This is a genomic window from Sorangium sp. So ce176, from assembly GCF_051519835.1.
Taxonomy (GTDB): domain Bacteria; phylum Myxococcota_A; class Polyangia; order Polyangiales; family Polyangiaceae; genus Sorangium; species Sorangium cellulosum_G.
In genome coordinates this window covers 5698758-5718659 of the sequence record NZ_CP150371.1, presented here as the reverse complement: position 1 = coordinate 5718659, position 19902 = coordinate 5698758, and the positions used below count along the sequence as shown (strand labels likewise).

Sequence of the window (19902 nt, the reverse complement as noted above, 5' to 3'; positions counted from 1 at the left end):
AGGGGGCGAGTCGCTGACGCGCGGTGAGCGCCGTCGGGAGCGGGGCTCGTGCGCGGGCCGCGGCATGAGCTTCCGGGGCGCGAGGCGCACCATTGTTCGGCGAGGCCGAACAATGGTGCGCCGAAAATGCCGATTCACAGGCGAATCGAGGTGGCGCAATCTCGGGGGCTACTCGAGGCGAGGTGACCGGGAGGCTGGCCGCGCAGGGGCGGCGGGGCCGGGGCTCGCCTGGCTTGACCTGGAGGATTTGCGATGAAGATCGAGAGGCTCTTCAACGTGCTGATCTTGAGCGGCGCGGCCGTGGGGCTCGCCGCTTGCAGCGACGACGGCGGCAGCGGCGGCAGCGGCGGCGCCGGCGCGGCGGGCACCACGGGCTCGACGAGCGGGGACGCCACCGGCAGCGGCGGGGGAGGCGGGGGCGGCGGAACCGCCAGCAGCGGCGGCGGCGCGGAGGGCGGGAACGGAGGCGGCAGGGGCGCGACGGCGGGGAGCGGGGGCGCGACGGCGGGGAGCGGCGGGGGCGGCGAGGACAGCCTCGACTGCTCGTCGACGCCCCTCGCGTCGGACGCGTGCGGTTGCCCCTGCTGCTGGATGGGCGACGGATGCCTCAACAACGAGCCGTGCTGCCCACCAGGGTTCTGTGATGCGGGCAACGACGGCGCGGGGTGCTGCAGTGGCTGAGGGCAGCTCGGCGGGCGCGCGCGCGGCCGCGGCGGGGGTCTGGAGGAGCCGGACGTGCGCGGAGCTGGAGGCGGCCGCGCGGTTCTCGCGGCTCGCCGAGCAGCTCGCGGCGGCCGGCGCCGTGGCGCCCGTCGTCGCCATGGCGCGCGCGGCGGCCGAGGACGAGCGGCGCCACGCGGCGCTTTGCGCAGCGCTGGCGCGCGAGCTCGGCGGCGCGGCCTTCACCCCGCCCGCTGTCGCAGGGGCGCCGGAGGTGGCGCCGCGCGCGCTCGGGACGCGCGAGAGGCTGCTCTACGAGGTCGTCGCGATGTCGTGCGTCACCGAGACGCTCAGCGCGGCGCTCCTCGGCGAGATGGTCGAGCGCGCGACCGACCCGCGCGTGCGCGACACCATGCAGCAGATCCTCCGCGACGAGGTGGACCACGCGCGGCTCGGCTGGGCACACCTCGCGGCCGAACGGCAGCGCGGCTGCGCAGACGTCATCGGCCAACACCTGCCCGCCATGCTCGCCGGCACCGTGCACGAAGAGGTGTTCTCGTCAGGGGCCGAGCACCCGGAGCAAGGGGCGCTGTCGGGGCTCGGCGCCCTCGGCCGCGGCGAGCGCCGGCGGATCTTCGACGAGACAATGCGCCTCGTGGTCCTCCCCGGGCTGCGGCGCTTCGGGATCGACACGGGACGAGGCGAGCAGTGGCTCGCCGAGCGGCTCGGGTGACGGGGCCCCGGGGAGGCGACGCGCCTCACCGGAGCCACAGGAGCGCGGCGAGCACCCGGGCGGGCCGCCGCGGCGCCCTCGTCAGGCCGCGACCTCGAGCCGGCCCCGCTCGCCCCGGCGCGAGGCCGGGTCGTCGCCCGAGAAGACGATCGTGAACACGACGAACGCGGCCCACAGCGCCGCCAGGTGGTAGAGCATCGCGACCCCGCCCTCCGCCTCGTAGAGGGCGCTCGACGCGGGGGGGCCGAGGAGCATCCCCGCGGCGTAAAAGACGTTGTAGAGCGAGTTCGCGCGGGCGTAGTCGCGCGGGGCGGTGACCACGCCCTGGAGCGCCAGGCTCAGCGGCGAGATCGACGCGAGCGTCGCGCCCGCGATGAACACAGCGACGCACATCGCCGCATACTGATCGAGGTACACGAAGCCGAGGATCATCAGCGTGCCGATCGCGCCGAGCACGCGCATGAGGGACAGGTGACCGCGGCGGTCGCCGATCCGGCCGAAGACGTTGGTGAACGCGAGCATCCCCACAGCGAAATAGGCGGGGATGAGGATCGTCTGGTCGAGCGTGACGCCCTTCGACGCCATCAGGTAGAGCGGGAGGAACAGGACGACCGACGCCTGGAAATAGCCGTACGCGAAGGTCGCGAAGCACGCTGTCTTGATGCGCCAGAGGATCGAGGCGGAGGACGCCGGCGGCTCGGCGCCGGGGAGCGCGCCGGCCTCGCCGTGCGCCGCCGCCTCGGGCGGGTCGCGGTCGAGGCGCGCGAGCACGAGCAGCGCGGAGAGCGCCGAGACGACGCACGAGATCACGAACGCCCACGGCATCGAGGAGAGCGCGACGATGCCCTTCGCGCAGAGCGGGCCGAGGACGTAGCCGAGCGCCATCGCGACGGCATAAAGGCTCGTGACGAACGCCTTGTTGTCCTTGTCCGACCGGGCGAGCAGGATGGTCTCGCAGCTCACCCAGATGCCGACCGAGCACGCGCCGTCGAGGAAGCGGACCGCCGCGATGGAGGCGAAGCCCGGCAGGAAAGGGAAGACGCCGACAGCCGCCGCGTACCCGGCCAGCGAGAGGACCAGCGTCGCCTTCGCCGAGAAGCGGCGGATGAGCGCGCCCATCGGCAACGAGAGCAGGACGATGCCGAGCGCGAAGCACGACGCGAGCAGCCCGATGTCGCGCTTGTTGAAGCCGCGCGCGTCGAGGAAGACCGCGGTCAGCGAGATGGCGATGCCGTACGCGAGCCCGAGCAGGAAGATCGCGCCGTAGATGAGCCAGATATTCCGATCAGGGATGCGGCGGAGCATGATCGCCCGGCAGGGTCGATCGGCCGCTCCGCCGTGTCAAACGGGTCCGCGGCGCCGGAAGAGCGCCTCGCCGGAGGAGCGCGCGGCGCGGGCCTCACCGCAGGAAGTCGAGGAGGAGCTGATTGACCTTCTCCGGCCGATCGTAGTGCACGAAATGGCTCGCGTCGGGGATGCGCACGAGCCGGACATCGGGGGCCAGCTCCGGATCGGGCGCGGCGACCTCGGGGCCGAGGTAGCGGTCGTGCTCGCCCCAGATGATCAGCACGGGCGCGTCGACGCGGGGTTGTTTGCCTGTCGCCCGCAGGCTGCTCGGGCGGAGCGCGGCGCGGTAGTAGTTGATCGTGGCCGTGAGCGCGCCCGGCTGCGACCACGCCTCGATGTAGCGCGCGAGATCGTCCTCGGTGACAGCCCCCGGGCGACACGGGTCGTTCTTCACCGACGCGCGGAGCGGCGCGTAATCGGTCCACCGCACGAGCAGCTCGGGCAGCATCGGGATCTGGAAGAAGAACATGTACCAGCTCTTGCGGAGCTGCCGCGGCGTGCGGAGCGCGGCGAGCATCGTCGCGGGGTGAGGGCCGTTGAGGATGACCAGCCGCTCGAGGAGCGCGGGATACCGCGTCGCGAACGGCCAGGCGACGCCGGCGCCCCAGTCGTGGCCGACGACGGCCGCGGCGCGCTCCACGCCCGCAGCCTGGATGAGCGCCGCCACGTCCGCGGTCAGCTCGCTGCTCGCGTACGCCGCGACGCCAGCGGGCTTATCCGAGAGGTTGTAGCCGCGCATGTCCGGCGCGATCACGCGATAACCCGCGTCGACGAGCGCGGGGATCTGATGCCGCCACGAGTACCAGAGCTCGGGAAAGCCGTGCAGGAGCACGACGAGCGGGCCCTCGCCCGCCTCGACGTAATGAAGGCGGACGCCGCTTCGTTCGGTGAACCGGTGCGATAGCCTGGACTCGTCGAGGGTCATCGTCTCTTCCTTCCGCAGGTCGGCCGCCGGTGCCCCGGGGCAGGTCGCGCGCTGAGGTTCCTGTCGATCGACGCCGCCGCGTTTCTATCACGAAGCCAATCGACGAACGCCACGATAGGAGGGCGACATCGCGGATGAAGGAGGGGCGCACGCGCGGCGGCGCTGCGGCCGACTCTCGGGACGGATCAGGCCCGCCGGCGCAGCGCCCCGTCGAGCCTGTCGCCGGGGCGCGGCGCGCTCGCGCGGCCGCCGCTCTCCAGGGCCGCCACGATCGCGCTCCGGGTGCGGTGCCTGTCGCAGATCGCCCGGAGCTCGTCCCGGTCGAGCACGCGATCCACGGTGATCTCCGCCATCACCGGGTAGGCCAGGTCGTGCGTGAGCACGCCGAACCGCACCTCCACCTCGGGCGGCGACGCCGCGCGGCCGTCGGGCGCGAGGACCCGCACCGCGGGCGGCTGCTGGAAGGACACCAGCACGCGCTGCGCGCTCCACCCCAGGAAGACCCAGACCCTTGTCTTCCGGCGCTCGCGGTCGTGGAAGACGGGCACCATCCTCCGGGCGTCGCGCCCGAGGTCGCGGTCCTCCAGCGCGCTCCAGCGCCGGAACGCCTGCGCGTCGTGCTCGCGCCCGCGCCCCGACCCGAGCGCGCCGTCCCGGTCCGGCAGGAGGTCCATGGCCGCGCAGGCGGCGCGGAACGCCGGATCCATGGCCTCGTCGAGCGACATCCCGAGATCGCTCGCGACAGCGGCGGCGGCGCCGAGGAACAGGCCCTCCACCTGGGCGAGCTCCTTCGAGAGCGGGAGATCGACGGGCCCTTCGGGCGTGAGGCGCTCGATGCGGGCGAGCGCGGACGCGCCGAACGCGCCCTCGAGCACCTGGCGGACGAAGCGGTATCCGAGCGCGCGGCGAAGGAAATACGACACCGTGGGCTCGGCGGCGAGCTCGGGCAGGACGTCGACGACGACGCCCGGCCGGCGGCGCACGAACGGCGGGGCGCAGCTCGGCGCGGGGTCTGCGAGCTGCTTGACGTGCGTCTCGCGCGTGAGCGCGAGGATGCCCTGGAACAGCTCCAGCAGGAGCTCGCGGTACCGGCGCTCGACCGACACGCGCGGCGCCTCCGGCGCGCGCTCCGGCGCGACGAGCGGCTCGAGCGACCATGTCTTGTAGTCGGGCCAGCCGGAGCCGGCCGTCGGCCGGAGGTCCACGCTGCCGTCGCGGATGCGCGCCGCGAGCTCGCCCGCCATGTCGAACCGCTCGGGGATCGGCTGATCCGCGAAGAGCATCCTCGCCAGGTCGCCCTCGCGGGAGCGCGACGGCGGGAAGATCGCGTGCGCGGGCCCCACCTCGACCTGGCCGCGATCCAGCGAGCGGAGCACGGGCGTGAGGTCCGGCATGTCCAGCGGGCCCGTGAGCCGCGACGCGAGGGCGAGCATGTCCTCGTACGTGGTCCGCGCGGCCGCCTCCTCGCGGAGGACGCGGGCGAGCGCCTCGATCGGGCCGGGGTCGCGCAGCGGCGTCTGGAGCAGCCGGTCCTGCTGGAAGATGCGCCGGAGCGGCTCGCTCCACGTGTGGAGCCCGAGCGGCTTCGAGCGGCGCTCGTCCGCGAGGAACTCGTCGAGCAGGCGCGCGACGTCGGCCGCGAGGGGGCGCGGCACGTCCGGGGCGACCCCGCCGAGCCGCGCCGCGGCGAGCAGCAGCGCGGCCGGGGCCGCGGGCGAGCCGTGGGCGAGGGAGGCGAGCCACGTCTCGAGCAGGTACGCCTTGCCGCGCAGCAGCCCGGCGCCCCGCTGCGCGGCGAGCTCCACCGCCGCGATCAGCCCGTCGTCGAACTGCCTGGCCTTCTGCGCGAGCATCGCCGCCGAGACAATGCGCGACGGGAGCCGGGCCGCCCCGAGCGTGGGGAAGAGCTCGGGCTCGTCCTCCGCCCCGTACTCCGCGGGGACAGAGAGGCAGAGCGCCTGACGCGAGAGATCGGCCTCGACCCGGTAGCCCTCGACCCCCCAGGACCGCGTGGTCGACGGCGGGAAGGGCCCAGTCGCCCCGGGACGGCTCGCTTCCTCCGTCGTTGCCGGCGGGCAGGGCGCGGGCGGAGTGGAGGCCCTGGGCGGGAGCGGCGCTTCCGTCCGGGCCTGAGGGGCACGCCATCGCCTGAGCCAGTCGAGCACTCCCATACGTATCTCATGGAGTATGACCGCGCGCGCACCCCAGGGCGACGCCGCTCCAGCGCGGCGATGCGGGTCGCCGAGGTCACGGTGGCTTCGACGGAGTCAGCGGCGGCCGGGAGCGATCGGAAGCGGCGGAAGCGGCGGAAGCGGCGGGAGCGGCGGAAGCGGCGGGAGAAGAGGGGTTGTGTCCGGGTCGGAGCGCGTCCATCCATCGTCCCCGGGCGGCACCCGCGAGATGCCTTTGCCGCGGGCGCTCCGGGGCGCGATCAGACGTCGATGATCTTGCCTGGATTCATGAGGTTCAGGGGATCGAGCGCCCGCTTGATCGACCGCATGATCGCGAGCTCCTCGGCCGAGCGCGAGTAGGGCAGGTAGTCCTTCTTGAGCAGGCCGATCCCGTGCTCGGCGGAGATGCTGCCGCGGTATTTCTGCACGAGCGAGAAGATCGCGTGATCCGCCTCGTGGGTGCGCTGGAGGAACTCCTCGCGGGTGAGGCTGTCGGGTTTCATCACGTTGATATGGAGGTTGCCGTCGCCGATGTGGCCGAAGAGCGCGATCTCCCACCCTGGATAGCGGGCCTCGAAGAGGCTCTCGAGCTCGGAGCAGAAGCCCTCGAGCTCCTGGATGGGGAGCGACACGTCGTTCTTGTGCGGCAGCCCGGTGGCGGACAGGCTCTCGCTGATCCCCTCGCGGAGGGTCCAGAGCTCGGCGGCCTGGGTGGAGTGCTGCGCGAGCGTGCCGTCGGTGACCAGGCCGCGCTCGAACAGCGAGGCGATCCACGCCTCGAGCGCCTCGGGCTCGCCGCGCTCGACCTCGATGAGCACGTAGTAGTCCGACGGCGCGGAGAGCGGCATGCGCACGTTCCGGTGCCGGCGCAGGCGCGCCTGGCACTTCTCCGTGAAGAACTCGTAGGCCATCACCACGAACGGCCCCATCCGGGTCTCGCGGAACAGCGCGAGCACGCCGGCGAGGTCCGGCACCGCGAACAGGAACACGTTGAGCCCCTCGGGCACCCGCGTGAGCTTGAGCGTCGCCTCGGTGATGATCCCGAGCGTGCCCTCGCTGCCGATGAAGAGCTGGCGCAGGTCGATCCCCGTGTTGTTCTTCTCGAGCGCGCCGTTCAGGTCGAGCACCGCGCCGCTCGCGGTGACGACCGTGAGCCCGAGGACCCATTGACGGGTGAGCCCGTAGCGGATGACCTTCACGCCGCCGGCGTTCGTCGCGATGTTGCCGCCCACCTGGCTCGACCCCTTCGAGGCGAAGTCGACAGGCCACGTCAGCCCGTGCGGGGCGACGTGCTGGTGGACCGCCTCGGTCACGGCGCCGGCCTCGACGCGCACTGTCGCGCCGAGCACGTCGATCGGGCCCATGCGCCGCATGCGCTCGAGCGACACGACGAGCTCGCCCTTGGCCGCCACGGCGCCTGCCGCGAGCCCCGTGCGCCCGCCCGAGGGCACGACAGGGACGCGGTGCTCGGAGCAGAGGCGGAGCAGCCGTGAGACCTCGTCCGTCGAGCGCGGGAGCGCGATCGCCGAGGGCCTCGGCTCGTGGACCTTGGTCCAGTCGCGGCCGAACGTCGCGAGGTCGGCCGCGTCCGTGGAGAGGAAATCCGCGGGGAACTCGCGCGCGACGGCCGCGAGGAAGTCGCCGGGAAGGCCGGGGAGTGGGCTCATGGCCGGCTCGGTACTGCGGCGTCGCGCCGAGGGCAAGCGGCCTGCGCGGGTCAGCCGGCGGCCGGGATCTCGCCGCGGAAGTGCGCGCCGACGAGCTGCACTTTCGCGCCGGTGTCGCGGAGGACGGCGACGAGCGCGTCGTCGTCCTCGACAGTGACGAGGACGGCCTCGGGGGGGCGCGGGGCGTGAGGGCAGATGGCGTCGAGCAGGGGCGCGGCGAGCTCGGGGGCGGCCACGCGGAAGGGAAAGGCGCCGGGCAGGAACGGGTCGAAGCTGGCGTATCCGAGCGGGGCGGCGTCCGGCGTCGCGGGGTCGACGAGACAGAGGAGCACGAGGCCGCCCCTGTCGCGGGCGTCGGCGACCTGACCGGACACGAGGGCGAACGCCGCCTCGATCGCGGCGTCGTCGGACGGCTGCGCCGGCCGGGCGACGACCGGGCGGGAAGGGCGCGGGAGGCGCTCGAGGGCACTCCAGGGGAGCTCGAACGTTGTCAGCAGGTAAGCGTGCTCCATGCCGATGCTCCGGTAGAGCCGCACGGCAGCGGTGTTGTCCGGCTTGACGTTGAGGCACCACCGCGTGCACCCGCGGCCGCGGAGGTGCGCGGCGACGGCGCGCATGACATCGCCGCCGACGCCGCGGCCGCGGTGGGACGGCGCGACGACGACGTGCCGCACGTAGCCGACCCCGCGCAGCGGCTGGACATACGCATAGGCGACCACCTCGCCGCGCTCCTCGAAGAAGAGGGTGTCTCTTGCCAGAGCGCTCTCCCAGCGGTCGCGGGGCAAGATGGGGTTGCCTGTGTCGAGCTCCACGAAGAGCCGGGCGAAATGGTCGTAGTCGGCGGGGCTCGCAGGGCGCGCGGCGAGGCGGGACATGGGGCGAGCCTACATTCCATCGCGCCGCGTGTCCCACCCACGCAAGAAACTCGCCGCGCGCGCGTTGCGGCGCCGCGCGCGACAGGGCACCGTGACAGGGGGATGGACACGGCACACGGCGGGTGGATCCTCCAGGGCCGCGCGGCGCCGCTCGCGACGCTCGCGACGCTCGCGCTCACGCTTGTCGTGTGCGACGGCGCGGCGGGCGGAGCGCCGCGCGCGGACGACACAGCGGATGCTGGCGCCGCCGGGGGCGCGGAGGCTGGCGCCGCCGGGGGCGCGGGCGCCGGCCAGCGTGATGAGGGCGACGCCGCCTCGGGCGACGCCGCGGCCGGCAGCGGCGGTTCCGGCGCGGGCGGCGACGGTGGGCAAGGCCGTGAGGGGAACCAGGGCGACGCGCTGGTCTGGGAGCCGGTCGAGACGGACTGGTGCTCGGCCGGGTGGAGCGGCCTGGACGATCACACATGCTTCCATGTGCCGGAGACCGCCGCCCGCGGCGCGCCGATCCTCTACGTGCTGCACGGGACCATGGCGCCCGACGCGCTGCCCGTGGGGCTGCAGGCGATCGCCGCGGAGGTCGCCGAGGCGCTCGGGGTCGTCGCCGTCTTCCCGCGCGGAAGGCCGGGACTCTGCACCTGGCATCCGTCCGTGGAGACCTCCTTCTGCTGGCCGACGCGCCGCGAGACGGTCGACGCCGCGGCGCCCGCCCTGATCGAAGCGTGGATGCGCGCAGAGGCGCTGCTCTCGCGGATCCTCGGCCAGACGTTCGGCCGGCGTTATGTCATGGGCTTCTCCAACGGGGGCTATTTGGCGAGCTACCTGGCGCTGGAGGGCCTCGTCGAGGTCCACGGCGCAGGCCTCGTCGGCGCGGGGCGCATGGTCATCGAAGAGCACCTGTTCTCGCAGGAGAGGCCGCCGATCTACATCGCCGTCGGCGAACAGGAGCTCTCCTCCACCATCGCGAGCGCCGAGAACCTCGCCGACGTGCTCACCCAGCACGGGTGGGAGCACGAGCTCGTCGTGCACCCCGGGCGCGGCCACGAGATCCGCGCCGACGACTTCGCACGAGCCTGGGAGGCCTGGAGCGCCGCGCCCTGAGCGACCTGGCCTGCCGCCCGGCGGGGACCGCTCGACAGGACCTCTGACGCGCGCTGCGCAAGATGCCGAGAGCGCTGTTCACGGGCGCTCTCGTGCGCGCCGGCGCCGGCAACATGGGTGAGCAACGCGAACGCGGCGGCGCCGAACGCCCGAGACAGGGTAGGTGTCGATGCGCCGCTGTCGCTCTCTGGTCTACCTTGTGGGCAAGATGGCTTTCGGATCGTCGGAGACGCCCCGTCGCGGCGCCCTGCGGCGAGAAATCGATAGCTCGTGAAAGGCGCGTTTTTGCCGGAGTCGCGGCGTCTCGCGCGGGGGCCGGCGGGGCTTCGTGGCGCGATGAGCGCGCATGGAAGCGCCTTATCTGCCCAGTGATCCGGCGCGGGTGAACGGGCCGTCGCCCGGGGGCCGGGAGCTGTTTAGGAATGTCGGTTTGTCGGTGCCTCGCGCCCGCTGCGCGCGCCCTCGGGCGGCAGCCTCTGCACACCAGCTCTCGGGCATGAGCGCTGCTCTCTGCGCAATCCGACTGGCGCGACGGTCCCGCGGATGTCGCGGGCCGTGGAAGGAGGAGAAATGGTTGAGCTGGTGAATAGCAGGTGGATGCATGTTGCGATGGCGATGGCCGCCTTGACCACCGGGTGCGCGGTGGGCGAGGCAGGCGCCGAGGACGTGGACATGGACGAGACGGAGGCCGAGGCCGTGGAGGTCGAGGCGACCTCTCAGGCGCTGTACGGCGTTCCGAGCCGGGACTGCGGCGGCTCCTGGGGCCGCGGCCCGGGCTGGGGCGGCGGCTGGGGCGGCGGCTGGCCCGGCAACAAGTTCTCGCCGATCTTCAATGGATGGGGCTCGGGCTCGGGTCCGTGGAGCCCCTGGGGCGGCAACAACTGGGGGCCGTACGGCAGCTACGGCGGCTACGGCAACCTCGGCAACCTCGGCGGGTACAACAACCCCTATTATAGCCCCCTCAGCGGCCTTGGCGGCGTCGGCGCCTTCGCCCCCGCCTCCGGGGGATGCGGCGGCTACGGCAGGCCGTTCTGATCCGGAGCGCGGACTCCGGCGAGCCGGAGCGCGCACGCCGGAGAGCGCACGGAGAGGTGTAGGTGAGATCCGCGCCCGGACCGCGGCGCGACGATCCCTCGGGACGTCGAGGTGGCGCCGCGCGTTCCGCGTGTGAGCTGCGGATCGGATGAGGAGATCAACGGGACCCGGCCGCCGGGAGCTCGCGGCAGATGCGTTGCTCCCCGGCGGCCGGGCCGACCCGTCCCTCTCTCTGGTTCCACCAGGGGTGTGCCCCGACGGCCACGTTGCCAGGGCTCCCCACGTGATGCATTTTGGGACACCGCTCACGGAGCACCCCCCCATCGATCGGGCCGTCCGGGAGCTGACCAGCTCGCCACACATTCTGGCGCAGTTCGCGCGCCGATGTGCCGTGTTTGCGCCCGGATTGGCCGCAGCCAGCCTCCGCCGGGCTCGCTCGAGCGCTGCGCCCTATATCCCACCTTGGGGCCTGGGCTCGATGGCGTGTTCCCGCATTACGGATCGCTTCTTGCTTTTATCCCGCATCGCGCTGATGCGCCGCCTGTCCGAAGAACCCGCGGCGGCGTCCTCGAGGAATCCCCCATGATGCGCTTTGCGACACCCGTCTCGCGTTACATGACCTGCGAAGTCATCGCGGCGCCCGACACGACGCGGCTGCCCGAGGTGCACCGCGCCCTCGGTGAGCATGCGATCTCCTGCGTTCCCATCGTCGACGCGGCGTCGCGCGCGATCGGCGTGCTCTCCCGCACCGATCTGCTGCGGCTCGGCCAGTTCGAGACGAAGACGAACAGCCGCGGGATGCTGCTCACCTTGCCCGACGTCCCGGCGCGCGACGTGCTGCGCCCGGGGATCATCACCGTCGGGCGCACGACGCTGGTCGTCCAGGCGGCCAGCGTGCTGCTGAAGCACCGCATCCACCGGGTCTTCGTCCGCGAGGACGACGGGTTGACCGGCGTCTTCAGCACCAAAGATCTCCTCCTCGCCCTTGTCGAGGCGCGGGACGCGACAGCGATCGGCGAGCTCATGTCGGCCCCGGCGTACACGATCCCGCTCGACGCGCCGCTCGCGCTCGCGGCCGATCGGCTGACGACCGCGCAGGTGAGCGGGCTCGTCGTGGTGGATCCGGACGGCTGGCCGGTCGGGATGTTCACGCAGACGGAGGCGCTGCTCGCGCACGGCGTGCTGTCCGATTCGCCTGTCGAGGACGTGATGAGCCCCGCCATGGTCTGTCTCGACGTCCGCACGCCGCTGCACCGCGCCGCGGCCGCCGCGCACGCGGCGCAGGCGCGGCGCGTGCTCGTCGTGCAGGGGCGGCGGCTCCGCGGCGTGCTGACGGGGCTGGACTTCGCGCGCGCCGTCGCCGGGACGGGCGTGATCCCCGTGGCCGCGCGGTCCAGGGCGGGGTAGCGCCGCCGGGCGCGAGGAGCGCGGGAGCGGCCGGGCGACGGAGCAGCATCCGCTGTGGACGCGCCGGCGCCCACCGCGGCCTCAGCGCGCGGCGCGGATCGCCATCCGGCCGACCACCCTGTCGGGGTCGGCGGCGAGGCGCGCGGCGAGCGCGCGGGCGGCGGCGGGCGAGGCGGCGGCGACCCCCTGGATCGCGCCGAGGCGCGCGCGGCGCGGAAGGCGCGGGTCCACGGCGAGCGCCTCGAGATCGGCGAGCACGCGCGCGGAGGCCGTGGAGGGCGCGGCGGCGCGGCCCGCGGCGGCGAGGGCGCGCTCCCGGGCCTGGACCGGCGCGCCGGGATCGCGGCCGACAGCGAGCAGCCGGTCGGCGTCGGCGCCGCCTGTCGCGCGGAGCAGCGCGAAGTAGTCCGCGCCCGCCGCCGCGCTGTGCCCGCAGAAGTGCCCTGCGAGCAGGGTCGCGGCGCGCGACGGGAGCGCGGCCGCCCAGGCGCTGTCGCCAGGCGCAGGCGCCGCGCCGTGGCCGGCCTGGCCGCGGCCGGCCGGGTCCGGAGCGCGGCCGGCGGGGGATGGGCCGCGGCCCGCCGGGAGCGGGTCGGCGGCGCCGCCTCCGTTCTCGACGATCCCGCGGTAGACAGCGCTCGCCTGCACGATGGTCGTCTGCTGCGGCGTCATCCGGCCCGAGAAGTCGCCGCCCGTCGGAAACATGATGTTGTCGTAGTCGGGGCAGAGCTCGAGCAGCTCGAGCGCGTCGTCGCACCGCACTGTGTCGTCGAGCGGGTCGGCGAAGGCGGGCTCGATCTCGGTCGTGTGGAACAGCCCGGTGAAATGGCCGAGCTCGTGGCGCAGGATGGCCGTGTCGACCTGGGGATCCTCGAAGAGCGTGACAACGATGCCGCTGAGATGCGTGCCGTGCTCCACAGCGACCGAGGGCGCGGAGGGCGTCGCGCCGGCAGCGCTCTCGAGCCTGCCGCCGAACTGTGACACGGCGATCACGTTGAGCGCCGGCCGGCCGCGGGCGCCGGCCGTCTGCTCGAGCAAGATCGGGAGGAGCTCCTCGTCGACGAAGCCCCACTCTGCCCCCAGGCGATGCACCGTGACGCTGCCCACGTCGAGGCCCACGAACCCCTGGTAGGCCCTGCGCAGCGCGCTCTGCAGGTACTCCTCGGAGATCGCCTCGCCCGCGATGAAGGCGTTGATGTCGAGCTTCCCGCCGTGAAAGCGGCCGTCGAGCGTCTGGCGGCGCCACACCGAGAGGCGCGTCGGCGCCGTCGGGCGGCCGAAGCCGCCGTCGCCGATCGTGATCCAGTACGTGCCTGGCACAAGTGGCACGGACGCGGCCGCGCCCGTCTGGGGCACGGCTGCCGTGCCGATCCCCTGGTTGTAGAAGCTGGCCAGGGTGCCGGGGATCGTGTAGTCCGCCATGAACGTCCTGCCATCGGGGCCGTAGATCTCCGCGATGCCGATCGGATCGAAGCTCGGCGGCGAGGTCATGAGCTGCGCGATGGCCGTGAAGCCGAGGGTGCCTGGCGGGATATCCACCGGGACGGGGACACCGATGGCGATCTCGCCGAGATCCTCCTCGACGAGCGGCGGAATCGGCGGCGCGCCGCCCTCGTTGATGTCGCCACCCTGGCCGGAGCCCGTCGGGTCCGGCGTGGCGGCGCTCGTGCTGCCGCCGGTCCCCGCGGAACCCCCGGCGCCGTCGGGCGGCTCGAACCCGTCGACCACCACCCTGCCGCCGCAGGCCCCCGCGGCGAGCGCGGCGAGCACCCCCGCGGCGAACAGGCCCCCGCGGCGCGCCCGCGTCGCCCCGCGCTCGCCCTCCGGCGTCCCTTGCTGGCGGGACCGACCTGCGGCGCTCGATGCGGGGGCAAGCGACTCTGTCATAAGCAGGCTCCTTACGAAGGGTGAGGTAGGCCCTCACCGAGCGCGCGCAGTATGGTCGCGTCGCTCTGCGAAGTCACGCGCCGCGCAGTCTCCTGACCGCTCCGCGGCGCCCGAAGGCGCGCGTGTCGGTCATTCCACCTGCTTGATGCGCATTATCACCCGTCCCGGGGATGCGTCCGTCGCGCCCTCGAAGCGCTCGAATACGGCCACGAAGCGCGACTGGCCATCTGCGCTCTGGACGAGCCACGCTGTGTCCCTGGCCGGCGCGGGCGGGCTCGATCCGGGCTCGAGCCAGCGCCCGGTGAAGGCGGTCGCCACGTGGTCGCCGCGGTAGCGGACGGCGGGATCCGTGAGGGCCTGGTAGTCGGCCGCGTCGAACCGCGCTCGCTCCGACGCGGCGGTGCGCTCCTTGACGTCGGCGAGCGCCTCGGACCGGGTCTCTTTCTCCTGGAGGTCGGCGCCGCGCGCGGCGCCGGGGCCGCCGAGCTCGCTGTTGACGCTGACGAGCGATCGGCGGAAGCAGACGTGCCACTCCGTCGATTCGCGCGCCTCGGCCGGCGTGAGCATCAGTTGCCGGTTGCCCGCGAGGTCGAGGCAGGCGCTCGGCGCGCTCTCGAGGGCGTCGATGTCGCCCGCTGTCGCGTCGAGATCCTTGATGTCGACCGTCTCGCCGGCGCCGTCGGGGAGCACCTCGGCGACCCGGAGCTGGTAGAGCGCGGTGACCGGCGCGCCCTCCACCTCTCCATAGAAGGAGAGGATCTGGAGCTTCCAGTAGCGCCCTTCGTGCTCGATCGCGTGGATGTGATACCGGCTGAAGGCGACGTGCGACTCGCCGTCGTAGGCGTACCACCGCGTGAAGGCGCCGCCGGTCTCGTCCGTGAGGAGGAACGGGGTGTTCGGGAGCTGGCCTGCCCTGGTGTCCTCGAGGGTGAGCGGCAGCGCCCCGCCGTCGCCGGGGCCGCTGAGGCCGCTGTTGGTGAAGACGTCGTAGCCCGAGAGGGCGAGATCCCAGTCGGTGGACGCCGCGCCGTCGCCGGCAGGGGCGACGATCTCGGGCGTGGCGAGCCGGAGGAAGACGCGGCCGGAGGCCGGCACCTCGACCTCGAGGAGCGCGCCGTCCTCCCCATCATTGCCCACATCGTCGCTGCACGCCGGGGTGAGAAGGAGAAGCGCTGCGACGATCGACCCTCTTGTCATGAGTCCTCCCACGGTAGCTCGGCGACCACGCCGAGGTAGACGGTGCGCCCCTCGAGGGGCCGGTGATCGCCGACGCGGCCAGGGTCCTTCTGCGCGCCCAGGACGTTCCTGACGCCGACGTAGGCCTGCGACGAGGGCCAGAGCGGCCGCGCAAGCCGCGCGTCGAGCGTGGTGAACCCGGGCGCGCGCAGGCCCGTCGCGACGAACGCGCTGGTGAGGGTCCGGAGCCGGGTGACGAGCTCGAAGCGAAGCGGCAGCTCGGCGCGGAGCGCCGCCTGCGCTGTGTGCGGCGGCCTGCCGGAGAGCGGCTGATCGCGGACGGCGGGGTCGTCGTTGCGCGTCCAGAGGTAGGCATAGCCGGCTTCGGCGCGGAGCCACGCTGCCGCCTGGAACGTCGCGGAGAGCTCGACGCCCGCGGTGCGCGCCCTGGCGATGTTCATGTAGGTATACGTGTCGACGCCGCCGGACGAGCGGATGGGGATCGGGTCGATGTCGATCAGGTGATCGACCCAGTTCGAGAAGGCGCCGCCGCGGAGGGTGAGGCCTTCTCCGGGGGTCCACGTGACATCGCCGTTCACGCCCCAGGACGTCTCGGGGGCGAGATCCTCGTTGCCCTCGAGGATGTAGCCGAGGCCCGAGTGGTCGAACGAGAAGCCGAGCTCCTTCGCGCTGGGCGCGCGGAAGCCGCGCCCGCCGGAGATGCGCAGGGTGAGCGACGGCGCGGGCCTGTAGGCGAGGGCGAGGCGCGGGGCGACGACGCCGCCGTAGCGCGGCCAGTACTCGCCGCGGACGCCGGGCATGAGGGTGAGGCGGTCGGTGATCTTCCACGCGAGCTGGCCGTAGAGCGCAGCGCTGCCGAGCTCGGTGTCGGGCACCTCGTCGAAGGCGCTCTGCGAGGTGCCCGAGGTGGAGACCTCGGTCGTCGTGAGCTCCTGGGTGAGCGACTCGACCTCGGCGCGGCCGCCGATCACCCAGGTGAGCTGCCCGTGGGCGAGGGTGGCGATGGCCTCGTAGCTCTGGAGGGTGCCCGAGCGCTCGCGCAGCTCCGAGAGGGGCGAGCCGCGCAGGTCGCGGCCGCTCGTCCGGAAGGCCCATTGCCGGCCGGCGGCGAGGCGCAGGTTGGAGCCGCCGCCGAGGTCGATCGTCTCGGTGAGGTGGAGGGTGACGCGGTCGGTCACCTCGGGAAGATCGAAGAGGTACGGGCGGAGGCCTGGCCGCACGAGCTGCTCGAGGCCGTCCTGATCGTCGTGGATCCACCGGGCGCGGAGGCGCACGTCGATGCCGCGGCCGAGCGCGGCGCCGGCGCGCAGGCCGACGAGGTGCTGGGCGCGATCGGGCAGGGCGGTGGCGGGGTTGCCCTCGAGGAGGGAGAGGCTGTCCTCGCGCTGGAGCGAGGCGTCGGCGCTGGCCCAGGCGTGCTCGCCGCGGTAGGCGCCGGAGCCCTGGACGAGGAGCCCGGCGCGGCTGCGGCCTTCGAGGCGGCCGCGGCCGCTGAAGCCGGGGTGGGCGGGGGGGCCGGAGAGGACGTTGACGACGCCGCCGATGGCGCTCGCGCCGTAGAGCGAGCTCGTCGGCCCGGTGACGAGCTCGATGCGGGAGACGTCGCTGAGCGGGAGGGAGGAGAGGTCGATGGCGCCGCCGGCGTCGCCGATGACGCGCTCGCCGTCCTCGAGGACGAGGACGCGGTCGAGGTCGAAGCCCTGGATCTGGATGGCGCTCGGGTTGCCGAGCGAGCCGTAGGCGCTCGGGTTGACCTGGACGCCGAGCTCGCCGTCGAGCGCCTCGCCGACGTTGGTGGCGCCGCGGCGCTCGGCCTCCTCGCGGGTGACGACGCGCGTGCGCACCGTGGCGCGCTGGCTGCTCTCGGGCGTGCGGGTGCCGGTGACGACGACCTCGAGAGGGGGACGCGGGGGGGAGGGCGAGGAGGGGGGAGGTGGCGCGGGGGGCGCGGGGGGCGCGGGGGGCGCGGGCGACGTGGGCTGTCCGGGAGGCGCGGGCTGCGCGGGCGACATGGGCTGTCCGGGAGGCGCGGGCTGCGCGAGCGCTGGGCGTGCAGAGACGGCCGAGAAGAGCGCCGGGAGAAGGCAGAAGGCGACCGGCGCGGCGCGCGTCAGGCGCCGGCGTCGGTGCACGGTCCTCCCGGGGACATGGGAACAGCAGGCGCTAGGCCCGGAAGCGGAAGCATGAGGGAGAGCTCAGGTCCGTGTGGCGCAAGGTGGGTGGCGCAGTGCGTATGGTCGCCCGATTCAGGGCGGTCGTCCAGCGGTTCGGGGCAGGCGGTGACGCGTGGGCGTGCGCAGGAGCGTGCGCCGGACCGTGCGCGTGCGCGCGCTCGGAGGTGCTCGGAGGCAGGGCGCAGGAAGGGGAGCTCCGTGCCGGGCGAATGGCACGCTGCGCTCACCGGCATCCGTTGGCCCCTTGCGGTGCGCCTCGACGGCTCCAGGTGCTCTGGAGAAGCCGGAACAGCTCGAGGAGGTGCGCATGAAGACGAACGAGAAGGCGACGGAGGACCAGGGGGCAGCGACGCCCAGGGGCGCCGCGGGCGCGGCTCAGCGCGAGCGGCAGGGCGGCGGCGACCAGCACCGGCACGTCCCAGGAGACCCTGTCGAGGGCCACGAGGCCACGGGGGACAAGGAGCCGGAACAGAAGGTGGACGAGACCGTCGAGGACTCGTTTCCCGCGAGCGACGCTCCCTCCTGGACACCGTCCAAGAGCGGCGAGGCGGACTAGGCCAGAGGCCAGCGGTGCCGACCAGGCCGCCAGCTCGAGGCAGCGGTCGGCGCGCGGGGCGCCACCCCCGCCCCCGCGGAGCCCGTCACGACGAGCCGCTGAGCCGCGGCGCGGTACCCGTGGCGGGCCTCGCGAGGACGAGAACGGCACGGACGGAGCGCGTAGGGCTTGCATTGCTCGACGACGGCGGGTAGCTTCCCGCGCCGCATCGCCGGTCCCCATCGTCTAGCCCGGCCCAGGACTCAGCCCTTTCAAGGCTGCTACGCGGGTTCGAATCCCGCTGGGGACGCAAATCCTTTGTAGTTTCAGGTACTTGGCGACGCTTCGAGAGCCGGCCAGCGGTGCGGGTGGATGCCGCGCGAAGGGCGGCAACGTTGCTGGGCTTCCGGGTCCCGGAGCGCTCCTTCTCCGGATTCAGGACCGAGCAGCTCGACCTCGCCCCAGAGCGCGTCGGGGTCGAGCGAGAGTCCTTCCAGGCCGGGAATGCTGCCGACGATCTCGTTGGCCGCCGAGCGCATGTACGTGGCGGCGGTCGGCCCCTGGCGCCAGGGGCTCAAGCGTTCTTTCCCGCGGGTCGATGAACCAATACCCGCGCACCAGGAAAGACGCGTACTCGTGGAGCCCCTCGACGCTGTCGCGGCGTGCGTCCCGTGGGATAGGAGTGACCACCTCGACCATGATGTCGGGCGGAGCATGGATCGCCCTGCGCCGAGGTGGCTTGCGGCGCTGAGGCATGTACGCAGAGGCATCGGGCCTCCGGCCAGAATGCGCGCGCGAGAGGCCAACGAGCCTCTCGGGAACGACTCCCCACGTCCGGAAGGGATGCTCCACGTGGCGCATGACCTCGTGATCAAGATTGCCTCGCCCGCGCGCCAGGCTCTCGTGCTCCGCTTCGAACAAGAGATACGTGTCGCAGGCTCTGAAGAAGGGGCATCCGGCCCGGGGCTCTTCGATAAACATTCATGTCCCGGTCGACCTGGAGCACGTCGACCCGGACTGTGACAACCCTCGATCCCTCCGGAGCTCGGGTCGGCACTGCGCGCCTGCCGCTCGTCTGGTGAATCAACGGAGGAGAAGAGGGATGAGCGAGACTCAGGAGCGATCGCGGCGCGCTGCGTCCCCGTGCGAAGTGGCCCGCCCGGTGAAGCGGGTGAGCGGCCGGACGCCGGCCGAGCGCACGCCGCTCGCGGTGCGCACCACGGGCATCGCGAGCAGACCTGACGTCAGCGCGTATGTGCGTGAACACCTCGGCCACCGGTCGAGCCAGCTCGCCACCCACATCGAACGCGCTGGCTGCGCGTCATCGGCCGGGCGGACGCCTGCCGCTCTGGATCTTCGCATGGCTGCAGCCAGTCGCCCGGGAGGCCAGGAGCCAACGGTCTCCGTCGCTCGGCGCGCTCGGGGCTCCCTGGATGAGGCCGCGCGTCGAGCGCTCCTCTACCGGCGTCGAGCCACCTGATTCACATCCCGCCTCGGCACGATGGTTGCTCGAGCCACGGCGACACGGCCGGGCGGCTGCAATACCGGCCAGCCCGGAGCCGATGCCCGAGATGGGCAGCAGGTCCGCCGTGGAGCAGAAAGGCGATCAAGGTGGCGATATGAAACACGTTGACACTGTACGACGGGTCGGCCGCCGGACAGGGATCACGCTCGGCTTTCTCGCGGGCATGGCGCTCTCCGGCTGCGGCGGCCCGAGCGAGAAGACCGTCCAGGCGACGCAGCTCGCGCCCGGCGCCGATGCGCACATCACCGCCGATATCAACGCCGATGCCGCGACCACACGGCTGGCGGTCAACGTCGTTCACCTCCCGCCGCCCGAGCGGATTCAGGCCGGCAGCAAGCACCTCGTCGCCTGGCAGCGCCCGAGCTCCGACGCCCCGTGGCGGCGGGTCGGAGTGCTCGACTACGATCCCGGCAGCCGGAACGGCACGCTGGTCGAGACGACCGTGCCGTATGCCAGCTTCGAGCTGCTCATCACCGCCGAGGAGCAGACCAGTCCTGGGTCGCCGTCCTCTGCCGCCGTCATCGGGCCGACGCCCGTCGGGTAGCGCCGAGCTCGGCGGACCTGGCGTCGCTCGAGGCAGGGGCAGAGCGAGTATTTGCTCGACCAGAGCGACGCGAGGCACCCGGCGACGATGATGAGGCCGGCCATGTCATGCGCCTCCTCGAA

16 protein-coding genes, 1 tRNA gene and 1 pseudogene are annotated in these 19902 nt (G+C 73.1%); 8 read left to right on the top strand and 10 right to left on the bottom strand.

The window, feature by feature from the left end:
* Positions 1 to 252 precede the first annotated feature (252 nt).
* A complete protein-coding gene (locus tag WMF42_RS21360) occupies positions 253 to 681 on the top strand; it encodes a hypothetical protein (protein ID WP_437693916.1) in 429 nt (142 codons plus the stop codon).
* Positions 674 to 1393 (top strand): ferritin-like domain-containing protein, encoded by a 720-nt coding sequence (locus tag WMF42_RS21355; RefSeq protein WP_437693914.1) that lies wholly within the window; start codon positions 674 to 676, stop codon positions 1391 to 1393. The genes WMF42_RS21360 and WMF42_RS21355 overlap by 8 nt, the downstream gene beginning before the upstream one ends.
* Positions 1394 to 1474: 81 nt before the next feature.
* Here WMF42_RS21355 and WMF42_RS21350 read toward each other — a convergent pair whose 3' ends face one another.
* From WMF42_RS21350 to WMF42_RS21330, 5 genes are all read right to left on the bottom strand, one after another.
* On the bottom strand, positions 1475 to 2698 hold the full coding sequence (locus tag WMF42_RS21350) for an MFS transporter (RefSeq protein ID WP_061612340.1): 1224 nt from the start codon (positions 2696 to 2698) through the stop codon (positions 1475 to 1477).
* 94 nt (positions 2699 to 2792) lie between these two features.
* Positions 2793 to 3665, bottom strand: a complete 873-nt coding sequence (locus WMF42_RS21345) for an alpha/beta fold hydrolase (RefSeq protein WP_061612341.1) — start codon at positions 3663 to 3665, stop codon at positions 2793 to 2795.
* A gap of 185 nt (positions 3666 to 3850) precedes the next feature.
* Complete coding sequence (locus WMF42_RS21340; RefSeq protein ID WP_061612342.1) at positions 3851 to 5836, bottom strand: hypothetical protein; 1986 nt, start codon at positions 5834 to 5836, stop codon at positions 3851 to 3853.
* Positions 5837 to 6096: 260 nt separating this feature from the next.
* Entirely contained in the window at positions 6097 to 7503 is a 1407-nt protein-coding gene (locus WMF42_RS21335) for an FAD-binding oxidoreductase (protein WP_061612343.1), read from the bottom strand.
* Between the two features lie 50 nt (positions 7504 to 7553).
* Complete coding sequence (locus tag WMF42_RS21330; protein ID WP_437693911.1) at positions 7554 to 8378, bottom strand: GNAT family N-acetyltransferase; 825 nt, start codon at positions 8376 to 8378, stop codon at positions 7554 to 7556.
* Positions 8379 to 8480: 102 nt separating this feature from the next.
* On the opposite strand from WMF42_RS21330, the gene WMF42_RS21325 reads away from it, so the two are divergent.
* The 3 genes from WMF42_RS21325 to WMF42_RS21315 all read left to right on the top strand — a co-directional run bounded on the left by WMF42_RS21325 (position 8481) and on the right by WMF42_RS21315 (position 11918).
* Positions 8481 to 9476, top strand: coding sequence for an alpha/beta hydrolase (locus tag WMF42_RS21325; RefSeq protein WP_437693909.1), 996 nt, complete (start codon positions 8481 to 8483; stop codon positions 9474 to 9476).
* Positions 9477 to 10046: 570 nt separating this feature from the next.
* On the top strand, positions 10047 to 10511 hold the full coding sequence (locus WMF42_RS21320; protein WP_155798991.1) for a hypothetical protein: 465 nt from the start codon (positions 10047 to 10049) through the stop codon (positions 10509 to 10511).
* Between the two features lie 615 nt (positions 10512 to 11126).
* Positions 11127 to 11918: a CBS domain-containing protein gene (locus WMF42_RS21315; protein WP_437693907.1), complete on the top strand. Its 792-nt coding sequence runs from the start codon at positions 11127 to 11129 to the stop codon at positions 11916 to 11918.
* 81 nt (positions 11919 to 11999) lie between these two features.
* Here WMF42_RS21315 and WMF42_RS21310 read toward each other — a convergent pair whose 3' ends face one another.
* The 3 genes from WMF42_RS21310 to WMF42_RS21300 form a co-directional block, all read right to left on the bottom strand.
* Entirely contained in the window at positions 12000 to 13805 is a 1806-nt protein-coding gene (locus tag WMF42_RS21310) for a hypothetical protein (protein ID WP_437693905.1), read from the bottom strand.
* Positions 13806 to 13934: 129 nt separating this feature from the next.
* Entirely contained in the window at positions 13935 to 15002 is a 1068-nt protein-coding gene (locus tag WMF42_RS21305; protein WP_437693903.1) for an HmuY family protein, read from the bottom strand.
* Positions 14999 to 17014: a TonB-dependent receptor plug domain-containing protein gene (locus WMF42_RS21300; protein ID WP_437693901.1), complete on the bottom strand. Its 2016-nt coding sequence runs from the start codon at positions 17012 to 17014 to the stop codon at positions 14999 to 15001. Before WMF42_RS21300 ends, WMF42_RS21305 begins: the two co-directional genes overlap by 4 nt.
* Before the next feature lie 469 nt (positions 17015 to 17483).
* On the opposite strand from WMF42_RS21300, the gene WMF42_RS21295 reads away from it, so the two are divergent.
* Both WMF42_RS21295 and WMF42_RS21290 read left to right on the top strand, forming a co-directional pair.
* Entirely contained in the window at positions 17484 to 17732 is a 249-nt protein-coding gene (locus WMF42_RS21295; protein ID WP_437693900.1) for a hypothetical protein, read from the top strand.
* A gap of 214 nt (positions 17733 to 17946) precedes the next feature.
* Positions 17947 to 18021, top strand: a tRNA-Glu gene (locus WMF42_RS21290).
* A gap of 16 nt (positions 18022 to 18037) precedes the next feature.
* Here the strand turns inward: WMF42_RS21290 and WMF42_RS21285 are convergent.
* On the bottom strand, positions 18038 to 18289 hold the full coding sequence (locus tag WMF42_RS21285; RefSeq protein ID WP_233562516.1) for a hypothetical protein: 252 nt from the start codon (positions 18287 to 18289) through the stop codon (positions 18038 to 18040).
* 34 nt (positions 18290 to 18323) lie between these two features.
* Positions 18324 to 18572 (bottom strand): annotated as a pseudogene (locus WMF42_RS21280) (Uma2 family endonuclease); the annotation flags it as partial.
* Positions 18573 to 19300: 728 nt separating this feature from the next.
* Between WMF42_RS21280 and WMF42_RS21275 the strand changes: the two are divergent.
* The gene (locus WMF42_RS21275; protein WP_233562517.1) at positions 19301 to 19780 is read left to right on the top strand and encodes a hypothetical protein; all 480 of its coding nucleotides are present in this window, start codon (positions 19301 to 19303) and stop codon (positions 19778 to 19780) included.
* Positions 19781 to 19902: the final 122 nt, after the last annotated feature.

Excerpts from the sequence above, each read along its gene's own strand:
- WMF42_RS21360 (WP_437693916.1), top strand. The coding sequence starts at position 253 with ATGAAGATCGAGAGGCTCTTCAACGTGCTGATCTTGAGCGGCGCGGCC.
- WMF42_RS21350 (WP_061612340.1), bottom strand. The coding sequence starts at position 2,698 with ATGCTCCGCCGCATCCCTGATCGGAATATCTGGCTCATCTACGGCGCG.
- WMF42_RS21345 (WP_061612341.1), bottom strand. The coding sequence starts at position 3,665 with ATGACCCTCGACGAGTCCAGGCTATCGCACCGGTTCACCGAACGAAGC.
- WMF42_RS21340 (WP_061612342.1), bottom strand. The coding sequence starts at position 5,836 with ATGGGAGTGCTCGACTGGCTCAGGCGATGGCGTGCCCCTCAGGCCCGG.
- WMF42_RS21335 (WP_061612343.1), bottom strand. The coding sequence starts at position 7,503 with ATGAGCCCACTCCCCGGCCTTCCCGGCGACTTCCTCGCGGCCGTCGCG.
- WMF42_RS21330 (WP_437693911.1), bottom strand. The coding sequence starts at position 8,378 with ATGTCCCGCCTCGCCGCGCGCCCTGCGAGCCCCGCCGACTACGACCAT.
- WMF42_RS21325 (WP_437693909.1), top strand. The coding sequence starts at position 8,481 with ATGGACACGGCACACGGCGGGTGGATCCTCCAGGGCCGCGCGGCGCCG.
- WMF42_RS21320 (WP_155798991.1), top strand. The coding sequence starts at position 10,047 with ATGGTTGAGCTGGTGAATAGCAGGTGGATGCATGTTGCGATGGCGATG.
- WMF42_RS21315 (WP_437693907.1), top strand. The coding sequence starts at position 11,127 with ATGACCTGCGAAGTCATCGCGGCGCCCGACACGACGCGGCTGCCCGAG.
- WMF42_RS21310 (WP_437693905.1), bottom strand. The coding sequence starts at position 13,805 with ATGACAGAGTCGCTTGCCCCCGCATCGAGCGCCGCAGGTCGGTCCCGC.
- WMF42_RS21305 (WP_437693903.1), bottom strand. The coding sequence starts at position 15,002 with ATGACAAGAGGGTCGATCGTCGCAGCGCTTCTCCTTCTCACCCCGGCG.
- WMF42_RS21300 (WP_437693901.1), bottom strand. The coding sequence starts at position 17,014 with ATGTCGCCCGCGCAGCCCGCGCCTCCCGGACAGCCCACGTCGCCCGCG.
- WMF42_RS21295 (WP_437693900.1), top strand. The coding sequence starts at position 17,484 with ATGAAGACGAACGAGAAGGCGACGGAGGACCAGGGGGCAGCGACGCCC.